Annotated in this window: 13 protein-coding genes; 3 read left to right on the forward strand and 10 right to left on the reverse strand. The window is 42.0% G+C overall.

Translation table 11 applies throughout. From position 1 onward, the window contains the following. Nucleotides 1-35 precede the first annotated feature (35 nt). Together BLT29_RS04985 and BLT29_RS04990 are read left to right on the forward strand one after the other, a co-directional pair. On the forward strand, nt 36-866 hold the full coding sequence (locus BLT29_RS04985) for a hypothetical protein (RefSeq protein WP_090775228.1): 831 nt from the start codon (nt 36-38) through the stop codon (nt 864-866). A gap of 115 nt (nt 867-981) precedes the next feature. Continuing rightward, nucleotides 982-2,271: a S41 family peptidase gene (locus BLT29_RS04990; RefSeq protein WP_090775229.1), complete on the forward strand. Its 1,290-nt coding sequence runs from the start codon at nt 982-984 to the stop codon at nt 2,269-2,271. 201 nt (nt 2,272-2,472) lie between these two features. On the opposite strand, the gene BLT29_RS04995 is transcribed toward BLT29_RS04990, so the two are convergent. The 5 genes from BLT29_RS04995 to BLT29_RS05015 all read right to left on the reverse strand — a co-directional run bounded on the left by BLT29_RS04995 (nt 2,473) and on the right by BLT29_RS05015 (nt 7,427). Then, complete coding sequence (locus BLT29_RS04995) at nt 2,473-2,655, reverse strand: hypothetical protein (protein WP_090775230.1); 183 nt, start codon at nt 2,653-2,655, stop codon at nt 2,473-2,475. 67 nt (nt 2,656-2,722) lie between these two features. Further along, nucleotides 2,723-3,958: an MFS transporter gene (locus BLT29_RS05000; protein ID WP_090775231.1), complete on the reverse strand. Its 1,236-nt coding sequence runs from the start codon at nt 3,956-3,958 to the stop codon at nt 2,723-2,725. Further along, nucleotides 3,955-4,794 carry a lysophospholipid acyltransferase family protein gene (locus tag BLT29_RS05005; protein ID WP_090775232.1) on the reverse strand — a complete coding sequence of 280 codons (840 nt, stop codon included), beginning with the start codon at nt 4,792-4,794 and terminating at the stop codon, nt 3,955-3,957. The genes BLT29_RS05000 and BLT29_RS05005 overlap by 4 nt, the downstream gene beginning before the upstream one ends. Next, the gene (locus BLT29_RS05010) at nt 4,773-6,197 is read right to left on the reverse strand and encodes a radical SAM/SPASM domain-containing protein (RefSeq protein WP_245701092.1); all 1,425 of its coding nucleotides are present in this window, start codon (nt 6,195-6,197) and stop codon (nt 4,773-4,775) included. Before BLT29_RS05010 ends, BLT29_RS05005 begins: the two co-directional genes overlap by 22 nt. A gap of 480 nt (nt 6,198-6,677) precedes the next feature. Next, the gene (locus BLT29_RS05015; protein ID WP_090775233.1) at nt 6,678-7,427 is read right to left on the reverse strand and encodes a helix-turn-helix transcriptional regulator; all 750 of its coding nucleotides are present in this window, start codon (nt 7,425-7,427) and stop codon (nt 6,678-6,680) included. A 366-nt stretch (nt 7,428-7,793) separates the two neighbouring features. Between BLT29_RS05015 and BLT29_RS05020 the strand changes: the two genes are divergently transcribed. Continuing rightward, nucleotides 7,794-8,969, forward strand: a complete 1,176-nt coding sequence (locus BLT29_RS05020; protein ID WP_090775234.1) for an AimR family lysis-lysogeny pheromone receptor — start codon at nt 7,794-7,796, stop codon at nt 8,967-8,969. Nucleotides 8,970-9,238: 269 nt separating this feature from the next. Here BLT29_RS05020 and BLT29_RS05025 read toward each other — a convergent pair whose 3' ends face one another. The 5 genes from BLT29_RS05025 to BLT29_RS05045 all read right to left on the reverse strand — a co-directional run bounded on the left by BLT29_RS05025 (nt 9,239) and on the right by BLT29_RS05045 (nt 13,725). Then, on the reverse strand, nt 9,239-9,529 hold the full coding sequence (locus tag BLT29_RS05025; protein ID WP_090775235.1) for a peptidoglycan-binding domain-containing protein: 291 nt from the start codon (nt 9,527-9,529) through the stop codon (nt 9,239-9,241). Nucleotides 9,530-9,548: 19 nt separating this feature from the next. Then, complete coding sequence (locus tag BLT29_RS13625) at nt 9,549-10,406, reverse strand: N-acetylmuramoyl-L-alanine amidase (RefSeq protein ID WP_245701094.1); 858 nt, start codon at nt 10,404-10,406, stop codon at nt 9,549-9,551. After that, nucleotides 10,406-10,795, reverse strand: a complete 390-nt coding sequence (locus tag BLT29_RS05035; protein ID WP_090775236.1) for a phage holin family protein — start codon at nt 10,793-10,795, stop codon at nt 10,406-10,408. The genes BLT29_RS13625 and BLT29_RS05035 overlap by 1 nt, the downstream gene beginning before the upstream one ends. A 66-nt stretch (nt 10,796-10,861) precedes the next feature. After that, nucleotides 10,862-11,065 carry a hypothetical protein gene (locus BLT29_RS05040; protein WP_090775237.1) on the reverse strand — a complete coding sequence of 68 codons (204 nt, stop codon included), beginning with the start codon at nt 11,063-11,065 and terminating at the stop codon, nt 10,862-10,864. 5 nt (nt 11,066-11,070) lie between these two features. After that, nucleotides 11,071-13,725 (reverse strand): phage tail spike protein, encoded by a 2,655-nt coding sequence (locus BLT29_RS05045; protein ID WP_090775238.1) that lies wholly within the window; start codon nt 13,723-13,725, stop codon nt 11,071-11,073. Between the last annotated feature and the right edge of the window lie 8 nt (nt 13,726-13,733).

A 13,733-nucleotide genomic window follows, 5' to 3' on the forward strand; every position in this document is an offset into this window, starting at 1 on the left:
TTAGCATAAAAATTCCATATAAGGGTGTGATCATATTGACCGAAAAAGAAATGATCGTTGACGACGTTAAAGAGGTGTGGGCCACCATCAGATCGGCTTTTACTGAAACTGAACGGGTAAAAATAAATAGGAATCATGCAGGCGACCAACAAGCGAAAGATCAACAATTACAACGATGCATAGATGAGATGGATCGCTATGAACAGATGCTGTTATCCTCCATATCGGCAAAGTTTTACCTTGACCATATACCACAAAATATTAAGGATCGCGACCGTTATCTTGATCACTTAGGACATGCCGTGTGTGATGCCTTTCTGGATATTAACCCCAACGCACCAATCGAATTATTTCATACACTGTGGCGCGAAAGAAAACAAATTAAACGTTTATATTGGCACATCGGTAGTGATAACCGTGGGCATGCAAGCACTACGCTTCATGGGAAAGAACCAATTGCATACTATGATAATAATAGAATTTACATTCAAGAAGGGAACGAATATGTAGAGAAACGCTATAGGGAAGCAGACATATATCCCCCCACCCTTCACAACATCATCAACATTTCAAAAGCAATCAATAGATATACAAAAGAAGAAACCATCAGCAACGAGACCACACACTTTGCGGTTGTTACTACCTCCTGCCCTATTACGGAAATGAAGTCATATCGATTGATCGTCATTGAGCACATTTTCAAAAGTCCCAAATGGGCTCATCATCACTTTGAAGCGCCGAATAGGTTAAATGATTTTATTGAAAGTTACTATGCCCTATATCAGAAGACTGGACAAGGCGAACCCTTATGGACTCACGAGGAGTATGTACAACGAAAATTGCAGTGGGATGAGAAAGCAAAGTAACGGTTTGAACACCCATCTGTCATAACAGTGGCAGATGGGCTATTTCTCCCTAAAATGTAAGCGCTTCATGTTATAATTAAGGAAATTATATCTTGAATATAAAGGAGAGCGAAAAATGAAAAATATATTTAATGACATTGTAACTATCATGCATAACGATTATTCCGGTCATCTCGACAAAAAGGGTTGTGATAATCCTGACTATTTCAGAGAGGGTATTGATAATCTTGCAAAACATAACCAATTAACAGCAGAAACATTTACTTCCATTGTCCAAGATTACTTACTCGATTTCCAAGATAAACACATCTTTTTCATATGCTCACAAACCAAAAACCCAACAGACCGTGGCTTTCGAGTTAGATGTTATAACGACAAACTTTATGTGATCGAAGCCACATCAGAGAAAAACATCACAATAGGCGATGCTTTTACATCTTTGGAAGGCCAGTCAATTTCAGACTTGAGAAGGGATCATGTGCGCCTCCTTGCACCAGAAATTCATCAAGAGCGTGAAAATTGGGCGCCGATTCTTTCTCTTTATCGTTCAGGTGAATATGAGGACGAGCAAGGTAATGCTCACTCCTTTACATTTTCAAGCTATGAAAAAACGCCTCCTACTTCATCGTATCGGGTAGAAGCTGTACCAGATAATATTGCACGTATTACCATGACAGACTTTAATAATCCAGACGCCATCGTTAAAATGATGACAGACAATCAGAAAATATTGGACTCAAGCGATAACTGGATTATTGACGTGCGTAAAAACGCTGGGGGCAGTGATGCAAGTTTCCACCCACTGTTGCAGTACATAATGCCTAAAGAAGGTATTGATCTGTCTAGCATTGGCGAGGAGCAACTTTTTAACTGCACCGAAGAAAGTGCTAAACGAATTCAACGAGACGTAAAACAGGCAATGGAGGTAACAAAAGACGAGCAAGCACTCCTGTTCCTTCGCGCATTTTACAGTCAGTGGGACAAACACAAAGGAAAAGGGTTTGTTAAATTTAATTGGCACGAGGAACAACTCCCATCTTCTTTTATCAAAGGGCAAGAGCGCCCACGCAATATTGTCGTGTTGACCGATACTTATTGTGGTAGCGCCGGTGATTCCTTCGTTGAATGCTGTAAGCAGTCAAACAAAGTTACTGTCATTGGTCGCCCCACTATGGGATTAAATGACTACGCCAACCTGGCTGTAAAACGCTGGAATGGGGGTTTCCAGTTGTACTATCCAACATCCCGTCTCTCTAGTATTAATCAAGGCAAAGGTATGACGGGCGTTGGCATTGCACCTGATATTTATATTCCATGGTCACCTGAACACTTGAAAATTGACGTCGATATGGACAGAGCCATGATGTATATTAAAGATACAAATTTTAGCGGGGCTCAAAGTTGAGCTCTGCCAGGATATTACATTGATAGATGAGGTGATTTGAAATCACCCCCTCTATGTGCATAAATCTGTTGATAAGTTGTGTATAAGATGCTAACTAGTTGGAGCTCTCACTAAAAGCTAAGAGGATGTCCCAAAAGGTCATTGGGCATCCTCCCTTGTTATGACAACCGGCTCATTTTCGTAATGAGAAAATATTCATTTCTACTTAAAACAGTCCGAGGTCCAACAATTTTTACACGTGAGTTGGAAAGAACGTAAGCATCCACAACTAAAAAATACTTTCCCTCCTTTACTTCCTTCACCCTCGACCAAAGCAGCTGCACTTACCTCAAAATGAATATCAAAATCAGCTGCAACAAAAGATAATACTTCTTTCTTGCTCATCAAACTCACCTCCCTTCTCTTACTATGTAGCTATGAATTGGAGTACACTATAATCAAACAAAACTTATCACGCTTGATGAAAAACTCCTCTCTGCTCCACTTGAAGCCTCTTCTTCTCTTTTTTCACCCGCCACCAACCAATAGTAGCAGCGACAAATGATATACTAGCCGCAAAAGCAAGTAAGAGACGACCATCGAAGATAACAAGAAGAACACCTGCTAGTAGCGCACCAATCGGCTGTGCCATCGTCATTCCAGATGACAGCATCCCCATTGCACTTCCAAGCATATATTTAGGTGTTGTTTTTTGAACTTCTGTCTGAAAAATAATTGACAGAGGCACAGATAACAAACCAAAAAACCCGCACAAAATGATACTAACCCACACTGAATCGATGAAAAAACCAGCTGCAGTCACTGCAATCGATGACGCTAGATACAACATCAGTGATCTGTCAAAGTTTAACCATTTCGAACGATACGTCAGCGCTGTACCAAGAAAAGTACCAATTCCAATCGCAGTAAAACTGATACCTAATGCTGCGGAACCATTCACCTTTAAATCAGCATAAAGATGAGGCAACAACACATCCATAATCATAATAAACGCCATATTTGTGAACACACCGGCCGCCATCGCTGCTAAAAGCCAACGTTGTGTGTTAAAATGAGTAAACGTTTCTCTCAAAGCACTTGCTGCACCTTTTTGCTCGTTTTTTACTTTTGGCAAGTGCGCTGTTAACTTCAAAAAAATGTAACAAATCATTGGCATGATGGCAATCGATAGCGCCACACCAAATGCTAGAGCGTGCCCGCCTACAACAAGTAAAACACCAGCGACACTCGTTCCAAGTAAACGCATAAGTTGTGCCACACCACTTAACAAGCTGTTCACTGATTGCAATTGCTCTGCTTTTGTTAACAACGGCATTAATGTTTGTTCTAATGGACCCAATACTGCATTCGATAGCCCCATTAATAAGAGCACCGTTATATATAATCCAAAACCGTAGCCACTGACTGGTATTTCTGCTAAAACTAATCCAAAGAAACAGGCCAAAGAAAATAAATTCCATATACTCGCCGCCACTCCTAGTGACATTTTATTCAGACGGTCAATCACTACACCAGCAACCGGCGCTAATAAAATGCCAGGAATGTAACGAACCGCCATCAGTGCGCCAAACACCGCTGGAGATTCAGTCACATTCGTAAAATACCAAGCCATTGCTAAAAACACCATGCTCCCTTGGAGCATTTGTGATCCTTCAGAAGTCACTAGTAGGGCTGTTGTTTTATTCATCTCAATAACTTCGCCTCCCCTATCATTTCATGCAGAAAGTTCCATCCAAACCATTGATCTGGATATAAATGTACAAGTTCTTCAATCCAACTAAATAAAGGAAAAATAATACTTCCTTCTTCTTTATATACTAATGTTGGACCAAGATGCAAGCGGTAACAATCGTCATGATATGTCATAGCAACCGGAAGAACTGGGCATTTACAAAGACGACTAAGATTTTCAACTCCAAGAGGCACGCGAATTGACGTTTCTAAAAAGCTCAAATGACGAAACCGTTTGTCTCCAGAAGATGTCACGTCGGGATAAATCACTGGATAATGACTACTTTGATAACCTCGCATGAGCTTTCTTAAAATCCACCTGTCTGGCAATTTGAGAAATCTCGTTCGATCATTCGGTAAAATCTTCTCTATCGAATCTTGTACACCTTCACCTTCTTCATTGCCCGTAGCAAGAACCATTGAATCCTGTCTGATAAAATGACCTAGTACATGCGGAACCAGCATATGCAAACCAAAGTGAGGAATCGCAACAATACAAGGATTCTGTAAAGAATAGGATAATTCACCTGGAACTTCAAGAAATGATTCATCCAACCCTCGTATTTTTAGCAGTCTTAAAAACCAAGCCCAGTGAAACGGACGGTGTGCAACAAATGAACGAAAGTTGTTCAGCATTACAGTATCATTGCGCACAAAGTCAGCATAATGAGAAGGTACTGGCATCTTCTCCGAAGGATAACATAAGGTATACAAATCCTGTTTACTAGATGCCACCAATTTTTCTGGATGATTACCTAACTCTATAAAATCTAAACTTTCGATTTTCCCCAAATTTCTTCACCTACCTTATAACATTCTGGCATTGCATCATAACGATCCAAGCGCGTTCGTTGTGCATAGCAACGACATGTCTGCATACTACAGTTTCCATGGAATATGCAACCTTTACATGCATGCAAATCATCAATATCCCATCCACCGCGATAAAAGTCCCATTTTTCACTGTGCCACGCCTTCAGTACTCCACCCTCGTCTCTCACATTTCCAATGATCTGTGACTGATCTCCAATCGATTCTGTACAAGGATAAATACTCCCATCAGCACCAATAGCTAAAAGATACATTCCTTGGGAACCGACGTTGGCAGGCAAATCAAATTCACCGCTCGACTCTTTTTTTCCAGGATAATAATAAGGTTCAAACAATATTTTCATTGAAGGGTTCTCTTCTTGCAATTGTCGAACCTGTTTTTCGAACTCAGCTAATTCATCTAACGTGAATAAAAAATAATCTGGATTTTCTCCAGCTCGCCCTGACACAGATGCGGGATGAAAACTGATACCTGGAACTCCGCTTTCCTTGCAGACTTTTACAACTTCACGAACACCGCCGGCATGTACACAATCCGGTACTAATACGGATTCTACTACCACTGGAAATTTATCATCACAAAATCGTTTCATTGTCTGAATCACACGACGATACGATCCTTTTCCTCGCATTTCATCGTGAAAATGCTCATCCCCATCTAAAGATAAATGAATATGAAATCCTTTTTTCTTTTTCTCTTTCAGCGTTACTAAAGAATTATACACGGCGTTGGTAACTTTATGCCCGTTTGTGAAAAACTCAAAGAAACACCTTAACGTTCCTGCATGCTCAATCAGCTCACACACGTCTTTTCTCGTCGTTGTCTCTCCCCCAGAAAAAGCAACTTCAATCGCGCCCAAACGATCCAATTCAGTAAAAAGGCTCTTCATTTCTGCAGTCGTCAAATCATCTGATGTATCCATAAATGGAGAGGATTCACGTAAACAATGCTTACATTTCAAATTACAGCGCATCGTGCTTGTCACATTCACCTTCGTTGGAAAAGTCATCGGTGCATATTTAAAAGACGAGGGTGGAGATAACTGTAAATTAGAGAGAGGACGATCAACTGTCATCATTTGATCTGTCACAAACAATGTCTCGCCATCGATTAAATCATTTATAAAACCATCGTACTCTTCACGAACAGGAGTTTCTCCCAATTCAATAGCACGGCGATAATAATACTCCCAGGCATCTTCATATACGCGGGAGGTTGTTAAATACACCAACAAATCAAAAGTTGCTTCTGAAACAAATTCTGTTTGTCGTGTGCGTGCGGTATAAAAAAATCGTGCTTCTGAACCAAGATAAAGATGTTCGTCTCGTAATATCACATCGTCTTTTAAAACCATATATTTCATGTGAGCACCTCGTTTCAGTGAGTATATTTCATAACAATTCCTACTATTATCACCCTTGTAGTAGGATGTCACTTCCCAACCAATAAAAACTGATAATAAGGAAGGGTCAAGCCTTCTTAAATGATTAAGAAAGCTCAACCACAAATACCGTTTTACTGGCGCGGTGGTGCAGGATGGCGCGTTGGTACAGGCACATTCTTGCAACCACAATTGTTAAATGATGGACGAGTTCCATCAATGATAGACTTGTTCTTGCGCATGGTCTTCACCCCTCTCTAGGAATTCTCATTCCTCTTTTATTATCCTAGATATTTTCTAGGAGATTATATTGTTTCATCCCTAAACGGGATGTAACAAACATTATTAACTAAATATAAACACAATTCACCTTTTGCGGCATTTATTTTTACTTGAAACTAAAAATCTCTTGTTAATAAAAATCATATCAAAGTATCCGCTTGCTGCAAAGGACTAACTTTTCTAATCCTTTTTGTCGTTATGACACGTATTCTGTTGAAGAATATTAGCCTTATGAGCAGTTGCTGCGGCCTCTTTAATATTGTCCGCCCCCATTTTAGTTAATATATTCCTAATATGACTTTTCACTGTATGCTCGGAGGTGTACATTGTTTTCGCGATCTCTCTTCGTTTGTATCCTTTATGGATATTTTGTAACACCTCTATTTCTTTACTTGTGAGCATAGATGTCAACTGACGAAAAAGAGCACATTCCTCTTCTACTCTATCTATTGCGCCGCGCAACTCACGAATCACTTGATGAATGATTACTTCGGGATTTGATTTTCCTTCAACCATATTTTCTAAAAATAAACTGTATACAACTATCCACTCCTGTAACACAGCTTTGTTTCTATGCTGATCCAAGAGAGCCTTGAGTACATTCTCTTGGTGTAAAACAGCGGCATACTCAAAGGCATCTTTAATATCATCATCATCTTGTACAGCAAGAGAATACTCATTCATTAATGAGATCGCCCGTTCAGGAACAAAAATTTTGACTGCCAACACCACTTGCTCAAAGGTGAGAAATTGATATTGCTTTCCTGACAGCGCTGCTAACTCTTTCATAACCTCAGATGTCCAACCTTCACTCTGGTCCCATAATTTTTTTTGTTTCAAAAACCTCTTTGTTTCTCTGGTAATAAAACGAACTGTTGTTTCAGGAGTGAAATATGTGGGCAAAAGCCCCATGTGCTTTTCTTTTGGCATCACTTATCGTCCCTTCGTTTTTAATTTATTCCTCTCGAGGGAAAATTCGACGCTATTAGTTTTGATTCCTCCTTATCCCTTCTGAAAACTCACTTTTTTATCGACAATTTTCGCTTGTTGTGTTGATTTAAGAAAATAATCCTTGTTATATCAACGTTTAATCCATCTTTGCAGAAAATGACAATCAAAGACATAATTAGGCAAAACCTCTTATTGAACCCTTTTTCCGCATCATGTTATGATTAAAATGATTAAATGGATTTATTGTTGGTTTCTAGCTCATGCATTTTTCTAAATAATGGATCAAAGCAACGTTTTTGAATTTAAATCATTGCGTTACGTCAAATCATCGTGGGGGATCGCATTATGCAAAACGAAAATCAAAAAGCAACCGCAGCTATGGACACTAACACCACGACTACTCAAGCGTTAACGCCAGAAATGGAAACACACCTGCAAAGGTTGAAATGTTGGCGACGAGAACAAAAATTCACGGAAGAAGTCATGCATGGATTAGCGGCTAGTGATGGTGCCGAGCGCATAAGGCTCTATTTTGAGCAAGTTATATACACAGTGAGAAATGCGGCTCCGGAACATCTCGTGTCATTCATGAACGCCTATGTAAGAGGGCTAAAAGACGGCGTGCAAGTCCCCGATTCATTAGAGTATGCTGTTTTGTTTCAACAAATCGACTTGTTAAAGGAAATACTTGATCAGTACGAAGGGAAACCATTTTGGCAAGATTGGATGAAGGTGTATCGTTTTTTGCTTTCTGTAATAGAAGGGAAACTCACACATGAAGAAGTACTGAAACAATCTCAAGTTTTAAAAAGTGAAGTGCGTGACCAGAGCTTACATGTTCGATTAGATTTAGTAGCGGTTACCGCTCACAGGAACTTGAGGAATTATGAAAAAATAAATGTGCTACTTCAACACCTTTCAAAACGATTGGATGTTCTAGAGTTCAGTTTTATGAAAAGCGCGTTGAAAAGTCGAATGGAACTAGCTGAAGCAAGAACTTTACTCTTTTCAACTGGAGACGTTTCAAAAGCTGAGAAGAAGTTTTCCCGTGTGATTATGAATAATGCCACACCAAGTGCGCTAGTTATTGCTGCCTACCAAGATCGCGGACTATCCATGTTAAATCAATCTCTGGTTGAGCAATCTAAGAATTGTCTGCAGTCTTTTAAAATAGCGATGTCTCGTGCTAAACAGTTCGGATTAGAAAAGGATTATGAACAAACAAAAAGGGAATATCTCCCGTTTGTGCGGAATTTACATGGTCAAAAGTTTGATGCCTCAGACGCCCCTTTAAAAGAACAAGCGCACCAACTTATTGTTCGCGGGGAGAATGAAAGGGCGCTGTATCTCATTGAAGACTTATCAGCACGCGGAATGGGGGAGGTTTTCCTATCCTTTTATAAAGCGAAAGCGTTGAAAGATACAGAATTGATGTCTCAGGTTCGAGACCAGTTTAAAGATGAAAACTTCGCTTATATGGTACCAATTGTTGATCGAGAAATTCGGTCGTTGGATAACTAGCTTAAAAGGGAGGAAAAGAGCTTATGAAGAAAGCCTGTTGTGGTATCATCATTATATTGTTCCTTGGTATTTTTTCTACACAAGGGTCGGAAGTTTCACCTACTGGGGGCGGGGATAGAAACGATCCATACTCACACGTCCCATCAAATGCTCCCTCCAAGTAATATTTACAACTGTAAACTTTTAGCGCTGGGTGCTATATCCCCAGCGTTTTTGTTTTGCAACAAAAAAAGAGCTGGCACCTTAAAGCACCAGCTCTTATGAACAATCTACGCAAATTGAAGGGATTGAACCCCACGCAACATTGCGGCTCGTGTTGCCGGACCATAGATACCATCTACCTTGAGACCATGGTCGCGTTGAAATCTGCGGATAGCATTTGCAGTTTTCGTGCCATACCACCCGTCAGCACCTCTTTGGTTTGCTTTCTTATCTGGCGGATAACCCAACGATACTAACGCCCGTTGGACTCGAAGCACATTTGCACCCCTATGCATCGGTCTTTTTACTTTTAAAGTCACGTTTGGTAAGTCTGGACGTGACCACAAAAATCTACTCATCTTATGTCCCCCTCGTATCCTATAATAGTTCTAACAGTTTTTTGCGCGTCTGCGGTCCATAAATGCCGTCTTCCCTAATCCCATAATGCATGCTTTGAAATCGGCGAACAGCATTTGCAGTCTTGGGCCCGTACACGCCGTCTATCCCATTATGGCGCGCACCCCTATCCGGGTAAAACCGCAAAGACGCGAGTGCTTGCTGCACACGGCGAACACCAGAGCCTTTTGGATAGGGTCGCACTGCACGAAAGATTGAATTAGGTAGGCTTGCTTTTCCTGTTGATGCTTTAGACTTTTTCTTGGACCTGGGCTTGGCCGCCTTTTTACCAAAGTGCGCCAAAATCCCTTCTGCAATGGCTTCCCCCTGTGCTCGTAGCTTCGAATCGTCCCGCAACACTTTAATGTCGGTGCGTGAATCCATAAACCCAGCTTCGGTTAATACAGCGTGCATTCTCGTCTCCCTGGTAATGTGAAAGTTTGCCTTTTTAAGACCACGATCACGAAGCCCCATCGCTTTTACAATACACTTGTGAATCTCCTTAGCCAACCGCTCAGTGCTAGGATAGTTACCGTTCTGCGTATAGGTTTCAGTGCCGCCATGGTCGCCCCAAACTCCTTCTCGCACGGCGTTATGATGCACCGACACATATACATCTGCGCCCCAACTATTGGCGCGGTCTGTACGTGTTTTTAACGGCACGTCTGTCTTTCCGCTTGCATCATCCAACCGTAAAACTTGCGCGCCGCTTGCTTCTAACACTGCAATTGCAGACAAAACGACCTTATTATTAAAATCCCACTCGAACTCGTTGTCGGGCGAGCGTTTACCTGGTGTACTGTTATTTCCTCCATGACCTGCGCAAATCGCTACTTTCATCAGTCGTTTCCCCCTTCGTCTTTCATCACTTTAAGTTTGTCTGCTAATTTCTTTGGTACGACAACATTCATCTGCGCCAAATTTTCTAGGATGGACAGTCCCTCGCTTACGATATAAAAGATCACCGTTGCATACGTAATCGCTCCGTTCATATCTAAGATCGTGTCTACCACATTTGCTAATACAACAACAACCAGCACCAACATTTTATTGGCGTATCCTATCAGGCTTTTACGGCTCCATAGATTCCCAGCCTTGATCGCTTTTACAACCCCAGTAATGATGTCCAACGCCATGACCACTAGCAATAAATCGAGGAACTTCACGTTTCCAAACAAATACATTTTAGCTACTTCCAAAGAACCTAGATTGATCAATAATTGCTCCATTTCATCAGCTCCTTCACATAAAAAATAAGACCTCTACTGGTCTTGGATAAATATTTTATTCGGTTGTCACTTAGTCTCGGCACCACCCCCCTTATGTGCTTCCTTCAATTCTTTCTTCACTTCCTCAAACGCACGAATGTAAGTCTCTGCCTGTGTTTGTAGCTCTGCAATCTCCAATTCTCTTTGCGCGAGACGTGTAGCCAGTTGCTCGCACATGCGGTTCTTTTTGGTGAGTTCTAATTGCAGCTCTTCTTTAGTTAGCTCCTTCATCCCGCTCATCCTCTCTGTAGTAACGCTTCCAGATGGTCAATCCGCTTCTGTTGAAATTTTAACGCGCCTGCCACGATGGAGATGTACTTGCCGAGCACCACTGAGTCCTTTGTCGCGCTTAATATTTCATTAGGGCTCTCTTCTGCAATCACGCCAAGGTTTACATCCGTTTCGCTTAGATTGTCATTAATCTTATAACGGAACTTTTTAAGTGTAATTCGATCAAATACCTTCTGAATATCTGCCACATCAACTTTTTCAATGCCCTCTTTATACTTCCTAGATGACAGGTTATGTGTCTGCACAAAGTGCCCGTGATGGCAATAGATGCGCCACCATTGCGCGCCGTTGGTACCTAAATAACCCGTTTTACTTATCTGTGTATGGATGCGCGGCTCTCGTGCTGTTCCACCTGTGTTATTTACACTATCGAAGGTAACAAAGTTACGGGTCATGTTCGCACCTACGCCACGGGTCGGAAATCTGTGTTGTTGCGCTCGCCACTCTGCATTTTTTTCCGCTTCTACATGCAAAAATCCAGCGCTATAGAGCACCATATGCTCATTCCGATTTGCGCCGACATAGCCCATATTTCTACGGCTCTCATCAAAGAAACGTACAACGGCCGGATCAGCTCCGGCACCTCCAAAACTTTGCACGCCAATTAAGATTCTGTGCCTTCCTGCGGAATCAAAGGATTTTAACCCATCTGCATCTATTTGCACTGCTCGCCGACCACTCATCGCACGGACACGTATCTTTGAAGCATCTAATGCGCCCGTCGTGATTTTAGATGCATCTACACTTGCTATCTGTGCATGCGTAATCGTTGATTCCGCAATCCAAGACCGATCTACTTTTAAACTACCAATGTGAGCAGTCTTGATTGCCCCTTTATCAATCTGGGCTTCTTTGATGATTGCCTCTCCAAGGTGCGCATTCGCGATTGCGCCATTTTGAATTGCCGTTGTACCAACCGTAATCGAGTTGGCAGCTAGATGTTTAGCGGTAATCTCGTTTTCAGCTAACATTTCCCCATTCAGCGCGTTTTCTGCAATGATAGCCGCTGACTTGGATAATTCCCGTAATTGGGCGGCAACTGCTTCACCAAACAAAATGTCTTCGGAAATAATTCTTCGTGTTGTGCCTGTCACTTCCTCTGAAAATGGGGAGTATCTTGCATGATAATTGAAAGCCCGTACTCGAAAGTAGTATTGCTTGTTTACCTCACCAAAATAGCTGAAACTATTACCGATCCCGCGCCAAACAAGTGTCTCGGGCGAAGGCACAAAGTCCTTCACTTCGGATGCATATACCTCATACCCCGCCACGTATGTTGCAAGATAATCATAGTCCCATGACACCTGCACTGCCGAAAACAAGCCGTTAGCTTCCACAATTGGTACAGTCGGTACAATATCTGGGTATCGACTAGGACTAATTGGTTCACTACCTGTATCCCAGTGACGGCGCTTGTCTGCTAGTTCTGCTACAATTTTATCTACCTGATCGAAGGGATCGTGCACTGATAAGAATTGCCCCATCTCTACTTGCGCTGTTCCTTCAACATCCAATAAGTCGTATTCCAATGAGATCACTCGTGTTTGTGCTTCAATCGGGCGCGAAAAGTTACGATCCACAACCCTTGCCGTGTCACCCAATTGCACTTTCTCATGCCCATATCCAGCGATGGTTTCTAAAAGTTGTACCGATAATTGATAGTTGATCTCTGGCTTACTGGCTTCCTGTAATCTCTCCCACGTCGCTTTTAGCAACTCGGCAGGGTCTTCTATATCACCGTTTTGCCACACGGCTTCTCGGTGTAGCAGTTTCCCGCCGTGTTCACGACCATACTTTTGTAACGCTCGTGTATCGCCTACCCACCGCTGCCCTTTCGGCTTATCGGTCGGGTCTCCTTTACTCTCTTTCCACTCGATCCCTGCAAAATCTATGTACCTGCTATAACCTCCTGTTTCGTTGCCATCTTCATCCTCAGTTGGTAAAGAGGCACCTCGTCCATAAAGAGCCGTAATGGGGTAAGAAATGACGGTTCGTTTGACCTCTTCCACGTTATGGCCGATTTCAAATCTTTTCCCATTATCAACACCACGGCGAGCAAGGATGCGGATTTCTCGTTTCACAATTTTATTACCGTCAAAAATCACCGTGTCTTTGAACTCTCCGCCCCATGTGTTCAGTATTTTCCATATGGCGTCTACCGACGAAATATAGTAAAAGTTTGTGGTTGATTCCCCTAGTTCAACCTCCACCGTTCCAATCCAGCGAGTCCCCTGTAAAGCTGCGTCTAAAGCTCTTTTTGCTGTTTGATCCACAAACCGTCGTTCTACTACGATGTGTTCGGCTAACTCCATAAAAGCTGGTTGGCAAGTAGCTGTGACGCTTGCACCGTCTACACCATTTTCTTCATCCAATTCTTTTATGACAAACAAACGCAATTCTTCCTCTTTATCCTGAAATACAACTTGGTTTTCTTCCACTACATGTGCCGCAACTTCTGACGCGGCATCTAAAGTAAACGAGAAGGGGCGATCTGGCAGTCGGTTGACTTCTTCTCGATATAAGGCTGACACCAGACCTGTTTCCGGCGAGAGTGTCGCCAACAATTGATCTTTTTGATCCAAGATGTATAACGTCGCCATTGCTTCCC

Origin of the sequence: Shouchella lonarensis, from assembly GCF_900096965.1 — a bacterium.
Classification (GTDB): Bacteria; Bacillota; Bacilli; order Bacillales; family Bacillaceae_D; genus Shouchella; species Shouchella lonarensis.